The organism is Amycolatopsis sp. NPDC101161, from assembly GCF_044768185.1.
In the GTDB taxonomy this organism is placed as follows: Bacteria; Actinomycetota; Actinomycetes; order Mycobacteriales; family Pseudonocardiaceae; genus Amycolatopsis.
The window spans coordinates 716,597-740,681 of record NZ_JBIWPI010000002.1 but is presented as its reverse complement, the minus strand read 5'-3'; the positions used below and the strand labels follow the sequence as shown (position 1 = coordinate 740,681).

Below are 24,085 nucleotides of genomic sequence, written 5' to 3'. Positions count from 1 at the left end.
TGTCGTGATCAAGACTTTCGTCGTCAGCTCCCTTCCGAACGGTCGCCGTGCAGCAGGCCGCGGACCGTGTCGATCGTGTCCGCGTCCGCCGGGTCCTTGTCCGGGCGGTAGCGGACCACCCGCGCGAACCGCAGCGCCAGGCCACCGGGGTAGCGCGTCGAAACCTGGGCGCTGTCCAGCTCGATCTCGACCACCACCTCCGGCCGGACGTACACCGTCCAGTCGTCGCGGTGGGTTTCGATCTCCTGGAACGTCCTCGTCTGCCACGCCAGCAGCTCGTCGGTCATGCCCTTGAAGGTCTTGCCCACCATGATCGGCGGGCCGCCGTCCGGGTCGCGGGCGCCCAGGTGCAGGTTCGACAGCGTGCCCGTGCGCCGCCCGTGCCCCCACTCCGCCGCGAGCACGACGAGGTCGATCGTGTGCACCGGCTTGACCTTCAGCCACGCCCGCCCGCGCCGCCCGGCCGCGTACGGCGACGCCAGGTCCTTGACCATCACCCCTTCGTGGCCGGCCTCCATCGCCGCGTCCAGGACCGCTGATGCCCGCGAAGTGCCGATCTCGCCGGGGATCACGTGCGCCCCGGCGACCTTGCGTAGCGCCGCGTTGCGTTCGGACAGCGGCGCGTCCAGCAGGTCGACGCCGTCGAGGTGCAGGCAGTCGAAGAAGTACGGCCGCAGCAGCAACGCCTTGACCTGCTCCTCGCGCGTGCTGCCGAACCGGCTCATCGTGTCCTGGAACGGCCGCGGCCGCCCCGCGTCGGTCAGCGCGAGGGTTTCGCCGTCCAGCACCACCGACTCGCACGGCAGCGCCCGCACGAGCTCGACCAGCTCCTGGACGCTCCCGGTGATCTCGCGCAGCGTCCGCGTCCAGACGTGCACCTCGTCACCCTGCCGGTGCACCTGGATCCGCGCACCGTCCATCTTGTACTCGACGATCGCCTCGGCGTGCTCGGCGACGGCCTCGTCCAGCGACTCCGCCGGCGACGCCAGCATCGGCTTGATCGGCGTGCCCAGCGTCAGCCGGAACTCCGCCAGCGCGGCCGGCCCGCCGGTCATCGCCGCGACCCCGGTGACGCCCAGCTTCCCGGACAGCATGAACGCCCGCCGCACGTCCTCGGCCGGCACCTCGGCCGCCGCCGCGACGGCGTCGACCATCACGCCTTCCAGCGCGCCCTGCCGCAGCTCGCCGGTGACCAGCCGGAACAGGAACTGCTGCTCGTCCTTCGTGAGCCGCTCGAACAACGCCCGCAGGACCTCCTGCCGCCGCGTCGCGGAGCCCGTGCCCGCCGCGACGCCGGCCGCCGCGGTCAGCGCCGCGTCGACCTCGGCCACCGTGACGACGGGCTCCGGCACCGCACCCGCGCCCAGCCCGGCCAGGGTGCGCCAGCCCGCCCCCAGCCGGTCCTGCGCCGTCTGCCCGGTCAGGTACGCGATCACCACCGGCAGCTCACCGACCTCGGCGGCGCGCAGCACTTCGGCCAGGAGGGCGATCTTCGCCTTCCTGGACCTCGTCGCCGCCAGCTCGGCGGACGCCCGGACCAACTCGCTCAGCAACACCCGGACATCATGACCCGAACCACCGACAATTTCCGGACGGCTAGATGTCTCCCCTGGTGCAGAGGGGGTCGAGCAGCCCGTCCTTGGCCACGCAGGGGGTGTACCCGGCGTCCTGCAGCTCGGCCCGCGCGGTCGGGCTCGCCAGGTAGTCGAGGAACCGCTTCAGCACGCTCCCGTTCGCCGGGACGCCCTTCGTGTACAGGTACTCGACGGTCCAGAACCGGTACCCGGCGTCGACGGTCGTGACGTCGGGGTAGTGGCCGTCGAGCTGCACGATCGTCACCTGCTGGTCGCGGGCGGCCGCTGTTTTGGCCGCCGGGACGTCGGCGTACCCGATCGCGCCCGGCACCGCGCCGACCTCGGTCAGCACTTCGGCTGTCGTGCCGCGCTCGCAGCGGGTGGTCGCCGCGGCCGGGTCGCGCTCGGGCTTGCGGCACGAATCCGACGTCAGCTTGTCCTCCGCGCCGCCGAGGACCTTCTGCTCGAACGTCTTGCGCGTGCCCGACTCCTGCCCGCGCCCGACGATCCCGATCGGCACCGACGGCCCCGGCCGCAGCTGGTCCCAGTTGCGCACGCGGCCGCTGAAGATGTCCTTGACCTGCTGGGTCGTCAGCTTGTCGATGCCGGCCGCGCGGTTGACGACCAGGCTGTACACGACCACCGCGACGGCCTTCGCCTCCAGATCGGGGCCCGCTTCGCCGGACTTGCCGTCGGAGAGCACCGCCAGCTCGTCCTTGCCCGCCGCGTCGACCGGGGCGAGCGCGCGGACGCCGGTGACGCTGCCGGTCGCGCGGGTCGTGATGGCCGCGCCATCGCACTGGCCGTGGTACTCCGTCGCGATGCTGTCCATGATCGGTATGAACGCGCTCGACCCCTCGACCGAGAGCTTCCCGGTGGCGCACTGCGCGGAGTCGGCCGGCCGCGACCACGAGACGAGCAGCGTCGCCAGCAGGGCGCCGGTCAGCAGCACCCCGACGGCCGTCGTGATGACCGGCCAGCCGAACCGGCGCTGCTTGCGGTCGTCCTTGATCCGGCCGGCGGCGAGCCGCGCGTGGTGGTCGATCTCCTTGCTGATCTCGCCGTCGTTCCCGTCGGATTCGCGTAGCACGACGACCAGCTTGAACTTCTCCTTGCGCTTCAACGAAAGCCGCGCGAACCGCACGCCGTGCCATTCCGGCGCCTCCGGCGGTGCTTCGGCCGCGGCGAGCCCCGCGAACCGCTTCGGCAGAAGCGCGCGCACGCGCGACAGCTTCACGCCTTCGACCGGCCGTTGCGGGGTCTCGCGCGTGAAGAACTCGAGGCCGTCGCGGACGTGCTGGCGCAGGCCGTCGTCGGTCGCGTCGGACACGCGCGCGTCCCAGACGATCCGGCTGCCGAAGGTGAACGACAGCGGGATCTCGAAGTCGCCCGGCGCGATGTCGAACCCGCCGGTGTTGTGGATCCGGATGACGACGATGCTCATCCGGTCGAGCAGCCGCGCGACCTGTTCGAGCTGCGGGTCGGCCTGCGCCGAGCCGTTCTCGCCGTCGTGCAGGTCGATCGGGGACAGCCCGATCTTGGAGTTGTAGAGGACGCGGAACGTCATCCGCCGCCGCCGGATGAAGTAGCGGTCGACGAACGGCGCGGCGATCGCGACCAGCGCGGCGATCCCGAGGACGAGGCTGCCGGAGTCCGAGCTCAGGATTTCGGCGAGGGACTGCATCGTCGCGCCGATGCCCACCGTGCTGCTCCTCTACCCCCGACTCCCCAGGTGCAGCAGCCTAAGCAGCCGTTACGCCGGGTGGGTGCGCGATGGCCGACTGTTCACCGGCCGTTCATCGGCGGCGATCCAGCTGGCCAGCAGGCCGAGCGCGCGTTCGGTCTCCGACCCCGGTTCGGCGTGGTAGACGACCATGCCCTGGTCGGTGTCCTGGGGCAGCCGCAGCGTCTGGTAGCGCAGCCGCAGCTCGCCGACGACGGGGTTGTTCAGCACCTTCCACCCCTGGGCCTTCTCCTGGACGGCGTGCTCGGCCCACAGCTTCCGGAACTGCTCGCTGGCCAGCGAAAGCTCGCCGATCAGCTGCGCGTACCGCGGGTCGCCGGGGTGCCGTCCGCTTTCCGCACGCAGGTTCGCGACGAGCTCGCGGCACACGGCGTCGTACTCCGGGTGCAGCTCCTTCGCGCGTGCGTCGGTGAAGATGAGCTTCGGCATGTTTCGCTCTTCGAGGTCGGCGAAGGCGAACGCGACCGCGCCGCCGAGGGCGTTCCAGGCGAGCACGTCCATGTACCGCCCGAAGACGAACGCGGGCGCCTGGATCGCGTCGAGCAGCTGCTGCAGCTCGGGCCGGATCCGCTGCGGCGCGCGCTCGTCGCGGCGCTTCGGCGCGGCGAGGTTGCGCAGGTAGGACTCCTCGCCGACGTTGAGGCGCAGCGCGCGGGCCAGCGCGTCGAGGACCGCGTCCGAGACGTTCTTCGCGCGGCCCTGCTCCAGCCGCGTGTAGTAGTCGACGCTGATCCCGGACAGCTGCGCCAGCTCCTCGCGGCGCAGGCCCTTGACCCGCCGCTGCGTGATCCCGGGCGGCAGGCCCAGGTCGGCGGGGTCCAAGGCGGCGCGGCGCGCCTTCAGGAAGGCGCCCAGCTCGGCTGCGTCACTCATGCCTCCAGTATCCCCGGCTCGCGGTTTCCCGCCTGGTACTGCCAGACCCAGGTTGAGTGTGACCTGGTCCGCCCTCCTCGCCGCTTGCAGAGTCGGTGGCATGGAACGACGAATTCTGGGCGGCACGGGGATTTCGGTCAGCGAGTACGCGTTCGGCGCGATGATGCTCGGGCAGTGGGGCAACCCGGACCACGAAGAGGGGGTCCGGATGCTGCACACCGCGCTCGACGCGGGCGTCAACTTCTGGGACACCGCGGACATGTACAGCCACGGCGAGAACGAGCAGATCGTCGGCAAGGCGCTCAAGGGCCGGCGCGACGACGTCGTGCTGGCCACCAAGGGCTTCTTCCAGATGGGGTCCGACCCCAACCAGGGCGGGCTTTCCCGGCGCTGGCTGACTCGCGCGCTGGACGACAGCCTGCGCCGCCTCGACACCGACTACATCGACCTCTACCAGGTCCACCGGCCGGACCCGGCGACCGACATCGAGGAAACCCTTTCGGTGCTCACGGACTTCGTGCGCGCCGGCAAGGTCCGCGCGATCGGGTCGTCGGACTTCCCGGCCGAGCAGATCGTGGAAGCCCAGTGGGTGGCCGAAAAGCGCGGCCTGGCGCGGTTCCGCGCCGAGCAGCCGCCGTACTCGATCTTCAACCGGGCGATCGAGGCCGCGGTGCTGCCGACCGCGCGGAAGTACGGCATGGGCGTGCTGACCTGGAGCCCGCTGGCCAGCGGCTGGCTGTCCGGCAAGTACACGAAACCGTCCGATGTGGACCTGTCGGAAGGCCGCCGGACGTTGCAGGCGCACAAGTTCGACCCGGCGCTGCCGGAGAACGCCGTCAAGTTCGAGGCGATCGCGCAGCTGAAGAAGATCGCCGACGACCTGGGCCGGCCGCTCACCCATCTGGCGACGGCGTTCGTCCGGGCGCACCCGGGCGTGACGTCGGCGATCATCGGCCCGCGGACCCCGGCGCAGTTGGACGACCTGCTCGCCGGCGCGGACCTGGTGCTGGACGACGACGTGCTGGACCGGATCGACGAGATCGTCCCGCCGGGCACCGACCTCAACTCGGCCGAGAAGGACTACACCCCGCCGGCGCTGGCGGACAAGCGCCTGCGCCGGCGGTAGCGGTCACTTGCCGCCGCGGGCCATGCGGAGGACGTCGAGCGCTTCGTCGAGCTGCTCTTCGGTGAGCTTGCCGTCCTTCACGTAGCCGCGCTCGATGACGACCTCGCGGATCGTCTTCAGCTCCTTGAGCGCCTGCTTCGCGACCGCGGCGGCCTCTTCGTATCCAATGTATTTGTTCAGCGGCGTCACGATCGACGGCGAGCCCTCGGCGTAGGTGCGCGTGCGCTCGGTGTTCACCGTGATGCCCGCGAACACCTTGTCCGCCAGCAGGCGCGACACCGCGGCGAGCAGGCGCGCCGACTCGAGGACGTTCCGCGCGATCACCGGCAGGTTGACGTTGAGCTGGAAGTTGCCGGCCGCGCCGGCGAAGGCGACGGCCGCGTCGTTGCCGATCACCTGCGCGACGACCTGCAGCGTCGCCTCCGGGATCACCGGGTTCACCTTGCCCGGCATGATCGACGAGCCCGGCTGCAGGTCCGGCAGCGCCAGCTCGGCCAGCCCGGTGCGCGGACCGGAACCCAGCCAGCGCAGGTCGTTGGCGATCTTGTTGAGGGACACGGCGATCGTGCGCAGGTGCCCGGACGTCTCGACGACGCTGTCCTGCGTCGCCTGCGCCTCGAAGTGGTCGCGAGCCTCGGTCAGCGGCAGGCCGGTGACGGTGGCGAGCTCGGTCGCGACGGCCTCGCCGAAGCCGTCCGGCGCGTTGAGGCCGGACCCGACGGCGGTGCCGCCGATCGGCAGCTCGCCCAGCCGTGGCAGGCCCGACTTCAGCCGTTCGACGCCGAACCGGATCTGCGACGCCCACGCGCCGGCCTCCTGGCCGAGCGTGATCGGGACGGCGTCCATCAGGTGCGTGCGGCCGGACTTCACGACGTCGGCCCACTCCGCGGCGCGCACCTCGATGGCGCCGGCCAGGTACTCGAGGGCGGGGATGACGTCCTTGGTGACGGCTTCGGTGGCGGCGACGTGGATGGTCGTCGGGAAGGTGTCGTTCGACGACTGCGACGCGTTGACGTGGTCGTTCGGGTGCACGTCCCGGCCGAGGGCGCGGGTGGCGAGCGTCGCGATGACCTCGTTGGCGTTCATGTTCGACGACGTCCCGGAGCCGGTCTGGAAGACGTCGATGGGGAAGTGCGCGTCGTGGGCGCCCTCGGCGACCTCGTCGGCGGCGTCCGCGATGGCGTTCGCGACGTCGGCGTCGAGCACGCCCAGCTTGAGGTTGACCCGCGCGGCGGCGGCCTTGAGCAGGCCGAGCGCGCGGATCTGGGCGCGCTCCAGGCCCCGGCCGGAGATGGGGAAGTTCTCGACGGCCCGCTGGGTCTGCGCGCGGTAGAGCGCGGCGGCCGGCACGCGGACCTCGCCCATCGTGTCGTGTTCGATCCGGTATTCCTCGTCAGCCATACCCCCGATTCTGGACCTCTTCCGCAGTCACCGCGTGGTGGCGTTGCGCACTTCGGCGCCTTTGTATACATTGGATACGAAGAAGGGAGGCTTCGTGAACTCGGTGTACGAAGACGTGCGCGGCCTGATCGTGCTCGGGACCTACCCGGCGGGACAGCCGGTGAACGAGCAGGAGCTGTGCGACCGGCTCGGCGTCAGCCGCACGCCGGTGCGCGAGGCACTGCGCCGGCTGGAGAGCGACGGCCTGGTCGAGCCCGCGCGCCGCGGCGTGACGGTGATCGAGCTGGACTTGAAAGCCTTGCGGGACGACTACCTCGTCCGCGCCGCGCTGGAGGGGCTGACCGCCGAACTGACGGCGAGCCGGCAGCGGGACGGCGAACTGGCCCCGGCCGAACTCGCGCGGCTCGAGAAGCTCGCGGCCGAAGCGGACCGGGCCACCCGCAAGCGCGACTTCGCCGCGGGTGTCCGGCACAACCGGGCCTTCCACGCATACATCGCGACCCTCGCCGAGAACCCGCCCGCGGTCGAAGTCCTGGACCGGATCTGGGACCGGATCATCGTCTCGACCCGGGCGTCGCTGGCCGCGCCGATCCGGTCCGGCCAGGTCGACGACGAGCACCGGCACCTGGTCGCCGCCATCGCCGGCGGGCGGCCCGACGACGCCGCCTTCATGGCTCGCCAGCACGTCATGTCGACGATCTACGCCCTGGAAGGATCCCGGAAATGAGCCGGGAGCACCACTACGACGTCACGGTGCGCTGGACCGGCGAAACCGGCACCACGAGCTACCGCGGCTACGCCCGCGACCACGACGTCGAGGCGGCGGGCAAGCCGACGCTGGCGGCGAGCGCCGACCCCGCGTTCCTGGGCGCGGCCGACCGCTGGAACCCGGAAGAGCTGCTGGTCGCGACGCTGTCCCAGTGCCACATGCTGACGTACCTGGCGTTGTGCGCCCGGACCGGCGTGGTGGTGACCGGCTACGCCGACAGCGCGAGCGGCGTCATGCGGGAGGACGGCGCTCACGGTGGCCAGTTCACCGAAGTCGTCCTTCGCCCGGAGGTGTCGGTGGCGGAGGAGGACATGCGCGAGAAGGCGGCCGCGCTGCACCACGACGCCCACGAGCAGTGCTTCATCGCGAACTCGGTGAACTTCCCGGTGCGGCACGAGCCCGTCGTGCGGTAGCCCGCCGATCGTGTACGCGGCTGTACACCACACCTACTCGCTGGTAGGTTACGGCGATCCGCGTGATCCACTTCATGATTCAAAGGGGAGTCATGATCCGTAGCCACGTCCGTTCAGCCGCGCTCGCCGCCGCCCTCGCGCTGACCTTCGCCGCCGCGCCGGCGAGCCCGGCCGCCGCGTCAGCCGATTCCTTCTACTCCTACGACGGCAGCGCACCGCTGTCGTCCTACGCACCCGGGACGGTCCTCAAGACCCGGACGCTGAACTACCACGTCGTCGGACTCGCGATGCCGGTGAAGGCCGTCCAGCTGCTCTACCGCACCACCGACGCGCAGGGCCGCCCGGCCGCCAACGTCACCTCGGTCGTCCGCAGCATCACCGGCGACAGCACGAAAGCCGTGTCGTACCAGTCGGCCTACGACTCGCTCGACCCCGCGGACGCACCGTCGCGGGCGATCGCCGGGGACGTCACCCTCGGCGGCCTCCTGCCCAACGGCGAGTCGCTGCTGCTCCTGCCGTCGCTCCTGCTGGGCTACAACGTCGTCGTGCCCGACACCGAGGGGCAGACCGCGGACTTCGCCGCGGGGCCGGAGTACGGCACGACCACCCTCGACTCGATCCGCGCCGCGACGAGCTCGGCCGCCACCGGCATGACCGCGCACACGAAGTTCGGGCTCCTCGGCTACTCGGGCGGCGCGATCGCGACCGGCTGGGCGGCCGCACTCGCGCCGAGCTACGCCCCGGACGTCAACGCCAACCTCATCGGCTTCACCGAAGGCGGCGTGCTCGTCGACCCCGCGCACAACCTGAAGTACGTCGGCGGCAGCCCGGTCTGGTCCGGCGTCATCCCGATGGCGCTGATCGGCGTCGCGCGCGGCTTCGGCATCGATCTGCGGCCGTACGCGAGCGAGTACGGGCTGAAGGTGCTCGACGAGCTGGACCACGCGTCGATCATCGACGCGCTCGGCCGGTACCCGGGGTTGACGTGGCAGAAGATCGCGAAGCCGGAGTACGCGAACCCGAACTCGGTGCCGCCGTTCGTCGACGCCGTCAACAAGGTCAACATCGGATCCGCACCGACCCCGTCCGTCCCCGGGTTCATCGCCCAGGGCAACGCCGGGTTCCTCGAAGGCACCACGAACAACCTCCCGGGCATCGGCACCGGCGACGGCGTGATGGTGGCCGGCGACGTCCGGGCGCTGGCCCGGCAGTACTGCGCCACCGGCAACCGGTCGATCGAGTACCAGCAGTACGACCTGCTCAGCCACGTCGGCGGCGCGGCGGCGTGGGCGCCGGCGGCGATCGGCTGGCTGGCCGACCGGTTCGCGGGCAAGCCGGCGCCGTCCAGCTGCGGGCGCATCCCGGCGGGCAACTCCCTGGCCCCGGAGCAGCCGGCCTGACCCACGACCGGCGGACCGGTTCTGCCGACCGGTCCGCCGGGTACGGTCCCGCGGATGAAGACGCAGGACCGCCGGCTCCCCAAGGGGCCGCACAGCCTCAGCCGGGAAGAAGTGGCCGCGGCGCAACGCGTCCGGCTGGTCGAAGCGGTGCTGGCCAACGTCGGCGAACGCGGTTACGCCGCCACGACGGTCGGCCACGTCACGGCGTCCGCGGGCGTCTCCCGCACTTCCTTCTACGAGCAGTTCACCGACAAGCAGACCGCGTTCCTGGCCGCCTACCGGTCGGTGACCGGGCACTTCCTCGACCAAGGCGTCGCGGTGGCGGCCGAGGCACCGGCCCCGCTGGACGCGGTCGCCGCGTGCGGTGACTTCGTCGTCGGCTACGTGCGCCGCCGTCCGGTGGTGGCCCGCGCGGTCCTCCTGGAGATCTACGCCCTCGGCGACGCGGGCCTCGAAGCGCGCGAAGAGGTGCTGCGCGCGAGCGAAGCGGTGTTCGACCGGACTGCGGCGTGGTTGCATACAACGGATCCAATGGTGCCATTGCCGCCACCGTTCACGGCGCGCACCGTCGTCGCCGCGACGATCGAACTGCTCACCCATGCCATCTGGCTCGACACCGCCGAGGCCTACGACCGGGCCCGCGAAGCCATCCGGCACACGTGGCTGCTCGGCCTGCTCGGACACCGGAACATCCCCGCTTGAGCCGCCGGGCCGGACTAGGATCGGCTGTGTTCTCGATCACCGCCATCCACCACTGGCTGGAGCGAGCATGACTGAAGTTCCTGGGGACTCCTACGACCTCGTGATCATCGGCGCGGGCCCGACCGGCCTGTTCGCCGCGTACTACGCCGGGTTCCGCGGCCTCTCGATGGCGGTGGTCGACTCGTTGCCCGAGCCCGGCGGCCAGGTCACCGCGATGTACCCCGAGAAGATGATCTACGACGTCGGCGGGTTCGCCGAGGTCCGCGGCCGCGACCTCGTCGAAGGCCTGGTGAAGCAGGCCGCGCCGTGGAAGCCGAAGTACCTGCTGGGGCGCAAGGCCGAGAAGCTGGAGACCGTCGGCGACCAGGTCGAGCTGACCCTTGACGGCGGCGAAACCCTGCGCGCGGGCGCCGTGCTGATCACCGCGGGCATCGGCGAGTTCACCCCGCGCCCGCTGCCCGCCGGCGACGGCTGGCTCGGCCGCGGCATGGTCCACTTCGTGCCGTCGCTGGCCGCGCACGCCGGGCAGCACGTCGTGGTCGTCGGCGGTGGCGACTCGGCGTTCGACTGGATCCTCGCGCTGCACCCCGTCGCGGCGAGCGTGACGCTCGTGCACCGCCGCGCCAAGTTCCGCGCCGCCGAGTCGATCGTCCGGCAGGCGCGCGAGCTCGGGACCCGGATCATCACCGACGCCGAGGTCACGCGGTTCGTCGAAAACGCCGACGGCGAACTCGAAGCCGTCCACATCGCGGTCAAGGGCGCCGAAGAAGAACGGCTCCCGGCCAACGCCGTCGTCGCGGCGCTCGGGTTCACCGCCGACCTCGGGCCGATCGAGAGCTGGGGCCTGGAGATCGACCACCGCGCGATCGCTGTCGACTCGACGATGGCGACCGCGCGCGAACGCGTCTACGCCGCCGGCGACGTCGCCGCGTACCCGGGCAAGGTCAAGCTGATCGCGACCGGCTTCGGCGAGGCCGCGACGGCCGTCAACAACATCGCCGTCGCCCTCGACCCGGACGCCCACCTGTTCCCGGGCCACTCGAGCAACGCCGAGTAGGTCAAGCCTTCGTCTTCTCCGCGATCCAAGGCGCGTACGCGACAACAGACGTGTAGATCGACGGCGCCGACGCGCACACCGGGTCGTTGTTGCCCGGCCGGCTCGTGACGCCGGCGAGCAGCCAGTGGTCGCCGTCGCGGACGATCTCGGGGCCGCCGGAGTCGCCGAAGCACGCTCCGGACTTGCCGCCGGGGTTGTCCGTGCACAGCTCGGCCGTGCCGTCGAACACCGACGTGCACTTCGCGCCCTCGACGATGTGCGTGTCGAGCTGCTGCAGCGTCGTCGGGATCTGGCCGCAGTTGACCTTCGGGCAGGTCTGGCCCCAGCCGAGAATGCGGGTCGCCGTGCCAGGCGACGCGGCCGTCGCGAGCGCGATCGGAGCCGCCTTGGCCGGCGCCGCCAGCCGCAGCAGCGCGATGTCGCCCGCCGGGCTCTGGGTGTTGAAGGCCGGGTTCACGACGATGTCCGCGACCTGGCCGACCTCGCCACCCTGACCGACGTCGTTCGTTCCCGCCCGCACGGAGATCGCGGACGGGGTCTTGTCGAACGCGCAGTGCGCCGCGGTGACCACCCAGTCCGGGGCGATCAGCGCGCCGGCGCAGAAGAACCTGCCCGTCGAGGTGTGCAACGACACCGCGAACGGGTACGGCTGATCCGCGTCGCCGCCCCCGACGATGGCGGGGCCGGCCGACGCGGTACCGGGGACCAGGGCGAACACCAGGACCAGCAGGACCAGCAGTCGCCTGGGCACGGATCTCCTTACGGCAGCGGGGGAACGACGTCGTCGGCGGGCGCGTCCAGGTGGCCGTCGAAGTTGACCGAGGAGTACGCCCGCAGCTTGTTGAGCCGGTGGTAGCCGTCGATCATTCTGACGGTCCCGGACTTGGACCGCATCACGATGGACTGCGTCGTCGCGCCGCCCTCGCGGTAGTGGACACCGCGCAGCAGGTCACCGTCGGTGACGCCGGTCGCGCAGAAGAAGACGTTGTCGCCGCGCACGAGGTCGTCGTTGAGCAGGACGCGGTCGAGGTCGTGCCCGGCGGCGAGGGCCTTCTCGCGCTCGGCGTCGTCCTTCGGCCACAGCCGGCCCTGCAGCTCGCCGCCGAGGCACTTCATCGCGCAGGCCGCGATGATGCCCTCGGGCGTGCCGCCGATGCCGATCAGCATGTCGACGCCGGTGGTCGGGCGGGCCGCGGCGATCGCGCCCGCGACGTCGCCGTCGGAGATGAACCGGATCCGCGCGCCGGCGTCGCGGACCTCCTTGATGATCCGCTCGTGGCGCGGGCGGTCGAGGATGCAGACGGTGACGTCGCCGACGCTGCTGTTCTTCGCCTTGGCGACCCGGCGGATGTTCTCCGCGATCGGCGCGCCGAGCTCCACCTTGCCCGCCGCCTCCGGCCCGACGGCCAGCTTCTCCATGTAGAACACCGCGGACGGGTCGAACATCGCGCCGCGCTCGGCGACCGCGAGGACCGCGAGGGCGTTCGGCATGCCCTTGGCCATCAGCGTCGTGCCGTCGACCGGGTCGACCGCGACGTCGCAGTCCGGGCCGTCGCCGTTGCCGACCTCTTCGCCGTTGAACAGCATGGGCGCTTCGTCCTTCTCGCCCTCGCCGATCACCACGACCCCGCGCATCGACACCGTCGAGACGAGCTGGCGCATGGCGTCGACGGCCGCGCCGTCCCCGCCGATCTTGTCGCCGCGGCCGACCCAGCGGCCGGCCGCCATCGCGGCGGCCTCGGTCACGCGGACCAGCTCCATCGCGAGGTTGCGGTCGGGCGCTTCACGACGACTCTCTGCGGTGGACATCTGGGCCTCCCGGATCGTGGAACTGGCGGGTAGCCAGTCTGTCAGATACCCGCTGTCTTTCCAGATACCGACGGCATGGCCTACCTCACTGTTCGGAGTCGTCCTCCACGGACGCCAGGGCAGCCTCGATCCGCTCGCGGGCGCCTTCGAGATGGCGCTCACAGACCTTCGCGAGCTTCTCGCCCTTCTCCCACAACGCGAGCGACTGCTCGAGGGACAAACCGCCGGCCTCGAGCTCCCGGACGACCTCGACGAGGCGGTCGCGGGCCTGCTCGTAGCCGAGCTCCTCGCTGGGTGCTTCACTCACGCTCGGTGTTCTCCGACCTTCCGGGCTTCCACGCTGTTCGCGCACACTACCGCGCTGGCCATCGCGTGGTCGTACCCGACGAAGGCGAGGGCGAACTCCTGCCCGTCACCGTCCGCGATCGCCTCTTCGAGGTTCTCCTGCGCGCCGGCCACCCGCTTCCGGTGCCCGGCTCCGTCGGCGAACCACCAGCGTGAGCCGACCTGCATCGACGTCGCCTCGGACAGCCGCCGCAGCTGCGGGCCCAGGTCGCGGCGCGCCGCGCTGCCGCAGCCGGCGAGCAGCGCCGTCCAGCACTCGGCGGCCGCCCGGTCGGTGCGCACCGCCTGGTCCAGCAGCGGCCGCGCCCCCAGGCGCCGGGCCGCGTCCACGGTGAGCGGGAGGAACGTCGCTCTCACCCCTGCTCTCCTTCCGCCACCGCGCCGATCGCGCCGTCGCCCACGCGCACGCGCAGCTGGGCACCGGCCTCGACTTCGGAGACGGAGCGGAGTACCTGGAGGTTGCCTTCGGAGTCGAGGAACTGCACGACCGCGTACCCGCGGGCCAGCGTCGCGGCCGGCCCGAGCGCGGTCAGCCGGGCTCGCGCGCTCACCAGTTCGGCCTGGTCCTTGGCGAGCAGCGTCAGCATCGCGCGGCGCGCGCGTTCGCGGTGGACGTCGACGTCGTCCTGGCGCCGCTGGACCGGGCCGAGCGGGTCGGCCAGCGACGGGCGGCTGCGGAGCTGCGTCAGCAGCCGTGTCTGGGTGTCGACCCAGCCGTGCAGCGCGCGGCGCCCGCGGTCGCGCATCTGCCGGACGCGCTCGGTCTCCTCGCGGACGTCCGGGACGATCCGCTTGCTCGCGTCGGTCGGGGTGGAACAGCGCAGGTCGGCGACGTGGTCGAGCAGCGGCGTGTCCGGCTCGTGTCCGATTGCGCTGACCACCGGCGTGCCCGCGGCCGACACCGCGCGGCAGAGCGCCTCGTCGGAGAACGGCAGCAGGTCCTCGACGCTGCCGCCGCCGCGCGCGATCACGATGACGTCGATCTCGGGGTCGGCGTCGAGAATGCGCAGCGCGCGCATGACCTGCGGCACGGCCTGCGAGCCTTGGACCGCGGTGTTGATGACCTTGAACCGGACGTGCGGCCACCGGGTCTGGGCGTTGACCAGCACGTCCCGCTCGGCCGCCGACGCACGGCCGGTGATCAGCCCGACGCCCTTCGGCAGGAACGGGATCGGCCGCTTGCGCTGCGGCGAGAAGAGGCCTTCGGCGGCCAGCAGCTTCTTCAGGCGTTCGATCCGGGCGAGCAGCTCACCGATGCCGACGGCGCGGATCTGGTCCGCGCGCAGGCTGAGCGTGCCGCGGCCGAAGAAGAACGACGGCTTCGCGTGCACCACGACGCTGGCGCCCTCGCGCAACGGCGGTTCCATCTCGCGGATCAGCCAGTTCGGGCAGGTCACCGACATCGAGACGTCCGCCGACGGGTCGCGCAGCGTCAGGAACGCGGTCTGCGTGTTCGGCCGCGAGTTGACCTGCGTGACCTGGCCTTCGACCCAGACGCTGCCGAGCCGGTGGATCCAGTCGCCGATCTTGCGCGCGACCGTGCGGACCGGCCAGGGTTTTTCGGCGGTGCTGGCTTCGGTTTCGGTCACTGGCCGTTCTCTTGGCCGTCTTCCCCGGCCTGCTCGGCCTTGCGGGCGTTGGCGATCCGGCGCGAGAGCATCCCGGTGAACGACGAGCGGTCGGCGTTCGCGCGCTCGTACTCGAGGATGGTCTCGAGCTGGGGGATCGACAGCTGGCGCAGCCGGGCCCGCAGCTGCGGGAGGGTGAGCTGGTCGTAGCCGGTCAGGCCGGCGGGACCCTCGTAGCCGGCGGCACTGGTCCGCGGCGTCTCGCTCTTGGTCTTCTTGTCGATCGCGGGCGTGCCGGGCTTGGGCTTGTTGTCTTCCGGGGCGTCGTTCTCGCCGTCGGCGTGCTCCTCGGCGAGCGCGCGCTCCTCTTCGGCCCAGGGATCGCCCAGTTCCGCTTCGAGTTCGGCCACTGACGGAACGTGACCGTTGATCTCCGAGCGCGGCTCGGGCACTTCGGCGACCGTCGAGCGGTTCGGCCGGACGTCCGGCTGGATGTCTTCGTCGAAGGTCGCCCAGCTGGGCGCGTCCTCGACCGGACGCAGGCTCGACAGGGCGTTGTCGCCCTTGATCGCCAGCTCGGTGACGTGCTGCTGGACGCGCATGGAGGCCTGCAGCACCTGGCTGACCACGGTCACCGGGAGCCCGGCGAGCTGCCGGGGAAGCTCACGAACCCGCTCGGCGGTGGAGACGGCGAGGCCCGCGGCGACCCGGAGGGGGAGCGGGAATGGCTTCATGCGTCCAGCCTGCCGCATGTAGGCCGAACTGCCCAACCGAAAGGGTGGACTCGGGCGCGTTGCGTGACCCCCGGCACAGCTCGGTAGAGGGACGAAGCTCACCCGAAAGGGACTTCGAGTTCGCCTCCGGGCTGCCCGTACCCTGGGTGCCATGAGTTCAGCGAGTCCCGGAATCGAGCCCGCGGGTACCCCGACGATCACCGGAACCGCTTCCGGCAAGCGGGTGCTGCTCGCCAAACCCCGTGGTTACTGCGCCGGCGTCGACCGCGCGGTGATCGCCGTCGAGAAGGCCCTCGAGGTCTACGGCGCCCCCGTGTACGTCCGCAAGGAGATCGTCCACAACAAGCACGTGGTCGAGACGCTGCGCGACCGCGGCGCGATCTTCGTCGACGAGACGTCCGAGGTGCCCGAGGGCGCACTGGTGGTGTTCTCCGCCCACGGCGTCTCGCCGATGGTGCACCAGGAGGCCGCGGACCGGAACCTGCGCACGATCGACGCGACCTGCCCCCTGGTGACGAAGGTGCACAAGGAGGTCAACCGGTTCGCCAAGGACGACTACGACATCCTGCTGATCGGCCACGAGGGTCACGAAGAGGTCGAAGGCACGGCCGGCGAGGCGCCGGACAAGGTCCAGCTGGTCGACAAGGCCGAGGACGTCGACAAGGTCGAGGTCCGCGACCCGTCGAAGGTGATCTGGCTGTCCCAGACGACCCTGTCGGTCGACGAGACGATGGAGCGCGTCGACCAGCTCCGCGAGCGCTTCCCGGGTCTGGCGGACCCGCCGAGCGACGACATCTGCTACGCGACGACGAACCGCCAGGTCGCCGTCAAGGCGATGGCCGCGGAGTGCGACCTGGTGCTGGTGGTCGGGTCGACGAACTCGTCCAACTCGAAGCGCCTCGTCGAGGTGGCCCTGAAGGCGGGCGCCCGGGCGTCGTACCTGGTCGACTTCGCGCACGAGGTGGACGAGGCGTGGCTGTCCGACGTGACGACGGTCGGGGTGACCTCGGGTGCGTCCGTGCCGGATGAGCTGGTCATGGAGCTGCTGGACTGGCTGGCCGAGCGTGGCTACGGCGACGTCAACGAGGTGACGACGGCCAACGAGAAGATCACCTTCGCGCCGCCGAAGGAGCTGCGAAAGGTCTGAGACCACTCAAGCGAAAAGGCCGGTCACCATCCGCGGATGGTGACCGGCCTTTTCGCTGGTCGTCAGCGCTCTTCATCGTCCCAGGGACGGTTCCGGCGCGGCGGCTGACTCCGGCCACCCGACGGGCGGCGGGGCGGCGGTGTGTCACGGCCGTCTTCCGCCGGTGGGCGCGGACGCCGCCGGGGAGCGTCGCCGCGACGACGCGGGTCGCTGTCCGCCGGGGGCGGGGTCCGGCGGCCGGCCGGCGGTGGCTTGCGCGCGCCACGGTCGCGTTCGGCGGAGGCGCCTCCGCGCGGCGTCCGGCGTTCGCCGTCCGCCGCGGCACGGCGTTCGCCGTCCGCGGGCGGGCGGGGCCGCCGCGGCGGTTCGCCGTCACGCCCACGCCGCGGGGGCACCGGCGTCTGGCCGGTGCGGCTCGACCCGGGCGGCCGCGGACGACCGCCGGCCGAGGTGGCCGCGGCCCGCGTCGACGGCTTCTCGTCTTCGTCCGCCTGCCGCCGGTCGGCCGCCTTGCCCTTGGCCTTCTTCGGGGCGTCGGGGTCGCGTTCGCGGAAGATCCGGACGAACCCGATCAGCAGCGTGATGCCGGTCGTGATCGCCATGGTCGGGAAGCCGTTGATCAGCGGCGTGCCGATGTTCAGGGCCTTGGACAGCATGTCGTCGCCCTGGGACCCCGAGGTCAGCAGGATCACGCCGGGCACGACCACGGCCAGCACGAGCGGCGGCATCACCATCGGCCCGAACAGCCCCCGCCGCCGCACCGCGCAGACCGCGATGACGGCCCCGGCGATGTAGCAGACGGTGAAGATCACCGGGATGCTGCCCTGGCTCGGCTTGCCGATCAGGGCGCCCACGATGGCCAGGCCGAAGCCGACGAGCACGGCGGCCCACCACGGCAGTCCACGCCTCGAACCGACGACGGGACGCTCGTCCCACGGCACGGAGACGTCGTCGGCATCTGGATCGCTTTGGCGATCGCGAATCGCGGTCACGAGACAACACCGTATCTCGTGGTTGTGAAGATCTTGCCAGCACCGCCGCCGACGTGGGCGTATCGCCACCCGGCGGCGTGACCCGAATGGCCCCGCCGGGCGCTGTCGTGATGTGGTCCAGTCCTTCGCGCGCGCTGCCGGTTTGTCTCCTTTCGCCGCCTAGGCGTTCGGGTCGTCGCAGGTGAGCGGCTTATGGCTCGATCCGCGTCACGACCCCGCCAGTTGGCCCGAGTACCCGCCCAGCCGAGCTTCAGTCACCTCAGGTCGACAGCGGAAATCCGTCCACTCAGCTGGCCGCCAGCTCGTCCCCCTTCCGCACCTGGGGAACGGCGGCCGGGCTCCCCGCCGCGTCCGTCAGCGGTGCCACCGTCGCCCGGAAGACCTCCAGCGCCTCCAGCTCCCGCCGTCGCGCCGACAGGAACCGCTGCAGGTGCGTGCTCGACAGGTTCAGCGCGTCCACCGCGCCGCCCGCCGCCCGGTGCGCGGCCGCCGCCCCGGCGCGCACCTGCTCGACGTCGGCCTCCAGCGTCCGGTCGCTCGCCGCGAACAACGCCGCCGAGGCCAGCACCCCGAACCCGGTCGGTCCGCACAGGAACACCCGCCGGTCGATGAGCCAGCGCAGCAGCTCCGGGTCGGTGTCCAGCGCCGCGACCACGGCCGCGTCGGACGGGACGAACATGATCGTCCCGTAGATCGCGTCGGCCCAGCGCTGGTAGCCCTTGCCCGCCAGCTCGGCCGCCCGCGACCGGATCTGCCGGACGTGCGCGCGCAACGCGTCGACCCGCTCCGCCGGGTCGTCGGTCTCCACCGCCTCCGCCCAGATCGCCATGCTCGCCTTCGCGTCCACCGGCACCGTGCGGTCGCCGCCCACGCGCAGCACCATGTCCGGCTTCGCCGAGCCGCCGCCGCCCACGTCGGTCTGCAGCGTGAAGTGCAGGTTCTCCCGCAGCCCCAGCGCCCGCGCGGTCTCCACCAGCACCTGCTCGCCCAGCTCGCCGCGCCCGCTGATCGAGGCGAACGCGACCTCGTACCGCCGCAGCGCCAGCTGCTGCTGGTCCGACTTCGCCCGCTCGGCCGCCACCTGCCGGGCCGCCGCGTCCGCCCGGCGCATCCCGTCGTTGTACAGCCGCCACAGCACCGCGACGGCGAACAGCAGCAGGACCGCGAGCACGATCGCCGCGGTGGTCAGCACCGTTGCCACTTCCCTCTCCTCCCTCCGGGCCGCCTGGTTCGGACCGCGCAGACATCATGGCGGACAGCACCGACAAAAACCGCAGCCGAACCGTCGCTCTGGGTAGCTGACCTGGGAACAAATGAAATTCCGGCAGGGCGTGTCCGGTTCGGATGGACCGCTCCGACCCCTTCGGCAGTACTCGGAGAAGAGAACGGAGCACGCCATGACGTTCCCCCTCGTCGGCGTCGGCTTACCGATCATCGAACCGCTCGCGGGCCCCGATGCGATCCGGCGCATCGCGCTCGCCGCCGACCGCTTCGGCTTCCACAGCGTCGGCACCTACGACCGCCTCCTCGTGCCCGCGACGCCCGGCTGGCGCAACGACGCCGGCCTGCCCGAGCACGCGGCCTTCGACGCCGTGGAGACGCTGACCTGGGTCGCGGCGGTCACCGAGCACGTCCGCCTCGTCCCGGGCGTGGTCAACGCGCTGTTCCAGCCGCCCGTGCTGCTCGCGCGGCGGCTGGCCACCCTCGACCGGCTCTCCGGCGGCCGCGTCGCCGCCGGTCTCGGCCAGGGCTGGCTGCCGGAGGAGTTCGCGGTCAGCGGCGTGCCCCCGTCGCGCCGGGGTCGCGGCTTCGAGGAGTACCTCGAAGTCCTGCGCGCCTGCTGGGCGCCCGACCCCGTCGAGCACGACGGCCCGCGCTACCCGGTCGCGCGGGCGCTCATCGGGCCCAAGCCCGAGCGGCCGCTGCCGATCCTGCTCGGCGCCGTCGCGCCTCAAGCCGTCGAACGCGCCGCGCGGCTCGCCGACGGCTTGATCGTCGCCTTCCTCTCCTGGGAGAGCGCGGAAGAGCAGCTGCGGATCTACCGCGACGCGGGCGGCGACGGCCGGATCGTGCTCCGCGCGGGCCCGCCGGGCACCGCGTTCCTCGAGTCGACGATCGTCAAAGACCTCGGCCGCGCGGCGGATCTCGGCGTCACGGAGGTGATCTGGGACCTCAACGTCGTCGGCCTGGGCGTGGACGAGCAGCTGGCGGCCTTCGAGGACCTCGCCTTCGAACTGGGCACCTGCTAGTGTTCGTACACACGTTCGAGTGAGTCCGCGGCGAGTCGCCGCGGTTTCGTCGGGGCCGGGTCGTACCTTGGCCCTCGTGAGATTCCTGCACACCTCCGACTGGCACGTCGGCCGCACGTTCCACGGCGCCGACCTGCTCGCGGAACAGGAAGCGGTGCTCGGGCACCTCGCCGACCTCGTGGCCGGTGAGGCGATCGACGCCGTCCTGGTGGCAGGCGACATCTACGACCGCGCGGTGCCGTCGGCCGAGGCCGTCCGGGTGGCCACCGCGGCGGTTGCGCGGATCCGCGCCGCCGGCGCGCAGTTGATCGTCACGCCCGGGAACCACGACTCCGCGCCGCGGCTCGGCGCGTTCGCCGAGTTCGCCGCGGCAGGGGGCCTTCACCTGCGGACCACCGTCGGCGGGCTGGCCGACCCGGTGCTCCTGGAAGACGCCCACGGCCCGGTCGCCGTCTACGGAATCCCTTACCTGGAGCCGGAACCGGCGCGCCACGCGCTGGGCGTGCCGGACGCGCGCGGCCACACCGGCGTGCTCACCGAGGCCATGCGAAGGATTCGCGCGGATCTCGAAACCCGGCCTGGCGTCCGATCAGTCGTGCTGGCGCACGCGTTCGTGACCGGCGGTGAGCCGACCGACTCCGAGCGCACGATCGCGGTCGGGGGCGTCGAGCAGGTGCCCGGCTCGGTCTTCGACGGCGCCGACTACGTGGCGCTCGGCCACCTCCACGGCCCGCAGACGCTCGCCGAACACCTGCGGTACTCCGGCAGCCCGCTGGCGTACTCGTTTTCCGAAGCGCGGCAACGCAAATCGGTCTGGCTGGTCGACTTCGACGCGGGTGGGCTCGCCGACGTCCGCCGGCACGAGCTGCCGGTGCCGAGGGCGCTCGCCACGTTGCGCGGCGAGCTCGAAGACCTGCTCGTGGCACCGGAACACGACCAGTTCCTCGAGCACTTCCTGTCGGTCACGGTGACCGACCGGGTCCGCCCGGTCGATGCGATGCGGCGCCTGCGCGAGCGGTTCCCGTTCGCGGTGCACCTGGAGTGGGAACCCGCAGGCGGCCACAGCGGCGCCCCGCTGCGGTACTCCGACGCCGTCCGCGGCCGGTCGGACATCGAGGTCTCGCGCAGCTTCCTCGACGACTGCCGCGGTGCCCCGCCCACCGAAAGCGAAGAGCAGCTCCTGTTCCGGGCCCTGGAAGCGGCCGACCGGGGGGCGCTCGCGAAATGAGGCTGCACAGGCTGGAGGTCGAAGCCTTCGGGCCGTACTGCGCGCGCGAAGTGGTCGACTTCGACGTGCTCGGCGCCGACGGTCTCTTCCTCCTGCACGGCGAAACCGGCGCGGGCAAGACCACGTTGCTCGACGCGATCGCGTTCGCCCTGTTCGGTGTCGTCCCCGGAGCCCGCAACGAGGCCAAGCGGCTGCGCTGCGACCTGGCCGAGCCCGACCAGGTCACCGAGGTCGCGCTGGAGCTGACCGTGCAGGGCCACCGGCTGAAGATCGTGCGCAACCCGGAGTACCAGCGGCCGAAGCGACGCGGCGAGGGCACGACCACGCAGCAGGCGAAGGTATCGCTGAGCTGGGTCGGCGCCGCGCCCGCCGGGCTGGCGCCGGAGGGCCTGATCCGGATCGAGGAGGTCGCGCGCACCGTCGAGCGGCTGCTCGGGATGACGGCGGCCCAGTTCTTCCAGGTGGTGCTGCTGCCGCAGGGCGAGTTCGCGCGGTTCCTGCGGTCCGACACCGCCGAGCGCGAGAAGCTGCTGGAGCGGCTGTTCGGCACCGAACGCTTCGCCGACGTCGAACGCTGGTTCGCGGACCTGCGGGCCGAGCGTGGCCGGGAACTCGAGCAGCGGCAAGGGAAAGTGCGCGAGCTGCTGGCCCGGTACGCGCAGGAAGCACAGCAGGACCCGCCCGAAACCGAGGTCGCGGAGTGGGTCGACGTCGTGCTGGCGGCGTCCGCCGAACGCGTCGGACAGGTCACCGCCGAAGAGGAACGGACGCGGTCGGCCGCGCGGCGCGCCGATGTCTACCTGCAAGAAGAACGGGCCGGCGCGGAGAAGATCCGCCGGGTCCGCACGGCGCACCTGCGGCTCGTCGAGATCACCGAGCAGGCGCCGCAACGCGCCGAGTGGGCGCAGGAGGTCGCGGCCGCGCGGCGGGCGGCCGGGGTCGCCGTGGAGGCCGACCTGCTGGACCGGCGGGCCGCGGAACTGACCGAAGCCGAGCAGGCCGAGAAGGAGCGTGGCGCTCGGCTGCGGGAGTTCGGCACCCGGGCGACCGGCGACCTCAAGGTGCGGGCGGCCGCCGCGCGGGAGGAGGCCGGCGCGGTCGCGGAGCTCGTCGCCGAGGCCGAGCAGCAGCAGCTCGACATCATGCGGCGGGACGACCGGAAGCTGGCCGCCGTCACGGCGCAGCAGCAGGTCGAAGCGCTGACCACCGAGCTGGCCGCCATTCCGGGGCAGCTGGCCAAGCTGCGCGCGGACGCCCTCGCGGCGGCCGAGGCCGAAGCGAAGCTCGACGGTGCGCGCGCCAGGGTGGACGAGCTGCGGGCGTTCGCGCGTGACGCGGCCGAACTCCCCGAAGCACAAGCGAAAGTCGCGCGGGGCGAAGCGAAACTGCGCGAGGTCGTCGACACGCACCAGGCGGCCCGGCAGCGGCGGCTCGACCTGCGCGAGCGGCGGCTCGACGGGATGGCGGCCGAACTGGCCGCCGCGTTGCCGGACGGCGCGCCCTGCCCGGTCTGCGGGTCGGCCGAGCACCCGGCGCCGGCGAACCGGAGCGCCGAACTGGTCGACCCGGCCGAAGAACGTGCCGCCGAGGAAGCCGAGCAGGCGGCCGACGCGGTGCGGCAGCGGGTCGTCGTCGCGCTGGAAGAGGCGAAGGCGCGGCTGGCCGGCCTGCTCGAACGGCTGGCCGGGCGCACGGCCGAGTCGATCACCGCGGAGCTGGCCGAAGCCCGGTCCACGGTCGCCGCCCTGACCGAGCGGGCGGCCGGGAAGGCGAAGCTCGGCGAGCAGGTCGTACTCCTGGAACGCGATCTCGAGCTGCGGACCGAACGTCGCCGGCAGGCCGAACAGGCGGCGACCGAGGCCACGACCGACGTCCGGGCCCTCGAAGAACGGCTGGCCGAGCGCGAACGCCGGCTCGTCGCCGGGCGCGGCGAGTTCGCGGACGTCACGGCCCGGCGGGAGCACCTGGTCGGGCTGGCCGAGGCCCTCGAAGGGGTCGCCGAGGCCCGGACGGCCGTCGCGGGCGCCCGGGAGCGCGTCGCCCAGCAGCGCGCGCTGGTCGAGGCGGCGGTCAAGGCGAAGGGGTTCACGTCGCTGAAGAAGGCGCGGGCCGCGATGCTGCCGGACGAGCAGATCGAGAAGCTGGAGCAGGGCATCGCCGAAGCCGAGGCCGCCGCGGCGGGGGCGCGGGCGCTGCTGTCCGAGCCCGACCTGTTCGGGATCTCGCCGGACGACGTCGCGGACGTCGATCGCGCGGCCGATGCGGCCCAGCTGGCGCGGGCGCGCGCCGACTCCGCGTACGCGGCGCTGCGGGTGGCGACCGCCCAGCACGAAGAGCTGGCGCGGCTGGCCGTCCTGTTGCGCGAAGCGCTCGCCGGCCTCGCACCGGCCGAAGCGGCGTACGCGGAGCTACGCGCGCTCGCGGACGTCGTCAACGGGCGCGGGCAGAACAGCCGGAAGATGTCGCTGCGTTCGTATGTGCTGGCGGCGCGGCTGGAAGAGGTGGCGGTCGCCGCGACCCACCGGTTGCGCACGATGAGCCAGGGGCGGTACTCGTTCGTGCACTCGGACGCGGCGGGGGCACGCGGCACCCGCGGCGGTCTGGGCATCGACGTGCTGGACGACTACTCGGGCACGATCCGCCCGGCGAAGACGCTGTCCGGCGGTGAGTCGTTCCTGGCGTCGCTGGCCCTGGCGCTGGGGCTGGCCGACGTCGTGGCGGGCGAGACAGGCGGCGCGTTGCTGGACACCCTGTTCGTCGACGAGGGGTTCGGCACGCTGGACGCCGAGACCCTCGACGTGGTGATGAACATCCTCGACGAGCTCCGCGCGGGCGGGCGGGTGGTCGGCCTGGTGTCCCACGTGGAGGAGCTGCGCCAGCGCATCCCGACGCGGCTGCGGGTCCGCAAGTCCCGCACGGGCTCGACGGTGGAGGTGCGCGCCGGCTGAGGACTC

At 72.1% G+C, this 24,085-nt stretch carries 22 protein-coding genes; 10 read left to right on the top strand and 12 right to left on the bottom strand.

Annotated features, from left to right (window positions below; all coding sequences use genetic code 11):
- Positions 1-23 precede the first annotated feature (23 nt).
- The 3 genes from ACIRSS_RS14625 to ACIRSS_RS14615 are packed head-to-tail and all read right to left on the bottom strand — an operon-like array spanning position 24 to position 4,191.
- Positions 24-1,556 (bottom strand): ATP-dependent DNA ligase, encoded by a 1,533-nt coding sequence (locus tag ACIRSS_RS14625; RefSeq protein WP_400894724.1) that lies wholly within the window; start codon positions 1,554-1,556, stop codon positions 24-26.
- Positions 1,557-1,596: 40 nt separating this feature from the next.
- Complete coding sequence (locus ACIRSS_RS14620) at positions 1,597-3,276, bottom strand: PstS family phosphate ABC transporter substrate-binding protein (RefSeq protein ID WP_400894722.1); 1,680 nt, start codon at positions 3,274-3,276, stop codon at positions 1,597-1,599.
- Positions 3,277-3,327: 51 nt separating this feature from the next.
- Positions 3,328-4,191: a helix-turn-helix domain-containing protein gene (locus tag ACIRSS_RS14615; RefSeq protein WP_400894720.1), complete on the bottom strand. Its 864-nt coding sequence runs from the start codon at positions 4,189-4,191 to the stop codon at positions 3,328-3,330.
- A 100-nt stretch (positions 4,192-4,291) separates the two neighbouring features.
- Here ACIRSS_RS14615 and ACIRSS_RS14610 point away from each other — a divergent pair, with 100 nt between their 5' ends.
- On the top strand, positions 4,292-5,317 hold the full coding sequence (locus ACIRSS_RS14610) for an aldo/keto reductase (protein WP_400894718.1): 1,026 nt from the start codon (positions 4,292-4,294) through the stop codon (positions 5,315-5,317).
- Positions 5,318-5,320: 3 nt separating this feature from the next.
- On the opposite strand, the gene ACIRSS_RS14605 is transcribed toward ACIRSS_RS14610, so the two are convergent.
- A complete protein-coding gene (locus tag ACIRSS_RS14605) occupies positions 5,321-6,718 on the bottom strand; it encodes a class II fumarate hydratase (protein WP_400894715.1) in 1,398 nt (465 codons plus the stop codon).
- Positions 6,719-6,812: 94 nt separating this feature from the next.
- Here ACIRSS_RS14605 and ACIRSS_RS14600 point away from each other — a divergent pair, with 94 nt between their 5' ends.
- The 5 genes from ACIRSS_RS14600 (at position 6,813) to ACIRSS_RS14580 (ending at position 11,059) form a co-directional block, all read left to right on the top strand.
- Positions 6,813-7,445, top strand: a complete 633-nt coding sequence (locus ACIRSS_RS14600) for a GntR family transcriptional regulator (protein ID WP_400894713.1) — start codon at positions 6,813-6,815, stop codon at positions 7,443-7,445.
- Positions 7,442-7,900, top strand: a complete 459-nt coding sequence (locus tag ACIRSS_RS14595; protein WP_400894711.1) for an OsmC family protein — start codon at positions 7,442-7,444, stop codon at positions 7,898-7,900. The genes ACIRSS_RS14600 and ACIRSS_RS14595 overlap by 4 nt, the downstream gene beginning before the upstream one ends.
- A 92-nt stretch (positions 7,901-7,992) precedes the next feature.
- Positions 7,993-9,300 carry a lipase family protein gene (locus ACIRSS_RS14590; RefSeq protein WP_400894709.1) on the top strand — a complete coding sequence of 436 codons (1,308 nt, stop codon included), beginning with the start codon at positions 7,993-7,995 and terminating at the stop codon, positions 9,298-9,300.
- A gap of 54 nt (positions 9,301-9,354) precedes the next feature.
- On the top strand, positions 9,355-10,002 hold the full coding sequence (locus ACIRSS_RS14585) for a TetR/AcrR family transcriptional regulator (protein WP_400894707.1): 648 nt from the start codon (positions 9,355-9,357) through the stop codon (positions 10,000-10,002).
- Positions 10,003-10,069: 67 nt separating this feature from the next.
- Complete coding sequence (locus ACIRSS_RS14580; protein WP_400894704.1) at positions 10,070-11,059, top strand: NAD(P)/FAD-dependent oxidoreductase; 990 nt, start codon at positions 10,070-10,072, stop codon at positions 11,057-11,059.
- 1 nt (position 11,060) lies between these two features.
- Here the strand turns inward: ACIRSS_RS14580 and ACIRSS_RS14575 are convergent, their stop codons facing one another.
- The 6 genes from ACIRSS_RS14575 to ACIRSS_RS14550 all read right to left on the bottom strand — a co-directional run bounded on the left by ACIRSS_RS14575 (position 11,061) and on the right by ACIRSS_RS14550 (position 15,515).
- A complete protein-coding gene (locus tag ACIRSS_RS14575) occupies positions 11,061-11,810 on the bottom strand; it encodes a S1 family peptidase (protein WP_400894701.1) in 750 nt (249 codons plus the stop codon).
- 8 nt (positions 11,811-11,818) lie between these two features.
- On the bottom strand, positions 11,819-12,868 hold the full coding sequence (gene glpX / locus ACIRSS_RS14570; protein WP_400894698.1) for a class II fructose-bisphosphatase: 1,050 nt from the start codon (positions 12,866-12,868) through the stop codon (positions 11,819-11,821).
- An 85-nt stretch (positions 12,869-12,953) separates the two neighbouring features.
- Positions 12,954-13,175 carry an exodeoxyribonuclease VII small subunit gene (locus ACIRSS_RS14565; RefSeq protein WP_400868671.1) on the bottom strand — a complete coding sequence of 74 codons (222 nt, stop codon included), beginning with the start codon at positions 13,173-13,175 and terminating at the stop codon, positions 12,954-12,956.
- Positions 13,172-13,570 carry a hypothetical protein gene (locus ACIRSS_RS14560; protein WP_400894696.1) on the bottom strand — a complete coding sequence of 133 codons (399 nt, stop codon included), beginning with the start codon at positions 13,568-13,570 and terminating at the stop codon, positions 13,172-13,174. Before ACIRSS_RS14560 ends, ACIRSS_RS14565 begins: the two co-directional genes overlap by 4 nt.
- Entirely contained in the window at positions 13,567-14,802 is a 1,236-nt protein-coding gene (gene xseA / locus ACIRSS_RS14555) for an exodeoxyribonuclease VII large subunit (protein ID WP_400894694.1), read from the bottom strand. Before xseA ends, ACIRSS_RS14560 begins: the two co-directional genes overlap by 4 nt.
- The gene (locus ACIRSS_RS14550; protein ID WP_400894692.1) at positions 14,799-15,515 is read right to left on the bottom strand and encodes a lipid droplet-associated protein; all 717 of its coding nucleotides are present in this window, start codon (positions 15,513-15,515) and stop codon (positions 14,799-14,801) included. Before ACIRSS_RS14550 ends, xseA begins: the two co-directional genes overlap by 4 nt.
- 151 nt (positions 15,516-15,666) lie before the next feature.
- Between ACIRSS_RS14550 and ACIRSS_RS14545 the strand changes: the two genes are divergently transcribed.
- A complete protein-coding gene (locus ACIRSS_RS14545) occupies positions 15,667-16,662 on the top strand; it encodes a 4-hydroxy-3-methylbut-2-enyl diphosphate reductase (protein WP_400894689.1) in 996 nt (331 codons plus the stop codon).
- A 62-nt stretch (positions 16,663-16,724) separates the two neighbouring features.
- On the opposite strand, the gene ACIRSS_RS14540 is transcribed toward ACIRSS_RS14545, so the two are convergent.
- Positions 16,725-17,654, bottom strand: coding sequence for a DUF6542 domain-containing protein (locus tag ACIRSS_RS14540; protein ID WP_400894687.1), 930 nt, complete (start codon positions 17,652-17,654; stop codon positions 16,725-16,727).
- Between the two features lie 286 nt (positions 17,655-17,940).
- Complete coding sequence (gene rmuC, locus ACIRSS_RS14535; RefSeq protein ID WP_400894684.1) at positions 17,941-18,855, bottom strand: DNA recombination protein RmuC; 915 nt, start codon at positions 18,853-18,855, stop codon at positions 17,941-17,943.
- A gap of 196 nt (positions 18,856-19,051) precedes the next feature.
- On the opposite strand from rmuC, the gene ACIRSS_RS14530 reads away from it, so the two are divergent.
- From ACIRSS_RS14530 to ACIRSS_RS14520, 3 genes are all read left to right on the top strand, one after another.
- Complete coding sequence (locus ACIRSS_RS14530; protein ID WP_400894682.1) at positions 19,052-19,903, top strand: TIGR03619 family F420-dependent LLM class oxidoreductase; 852 nt, start codon at positions 19,052-19,054, stop codon at positions 19,901-19,903.
- A 76-nt stretch (positions 19,904-19,979) separates the two neighbouring features.
- On the top strand, positions 19,980-21,131 hold the full coding sequence (locus ACIRSS_RS14525) for an exonuclease SbcCD subunit D (protein WP_400894679.1): 1,152 nt from the start codon (positions 19,980-19,982) through the stop codon (positions 21,129-21,131).
- The gene (locus tag ACIRSS_RS14520; protein ID WP_400894676.1) at positions 21,128-24,079 is read left to right on the top strand and encodes an AAA family ATPase; all 2,952 of its coding nucleotides are present in this window, start codon (positions 21,128-21,130) and stop codon (positions 24,077-24,079) included. Before ACIRSS_RS14525 ends, ACIRSS_RS14520 begins: the two co-directional genes overlap by 4 nt.
- The last annotated feature ends 6 nt before the right edge of the window (positions 24,080-24,085 follow it).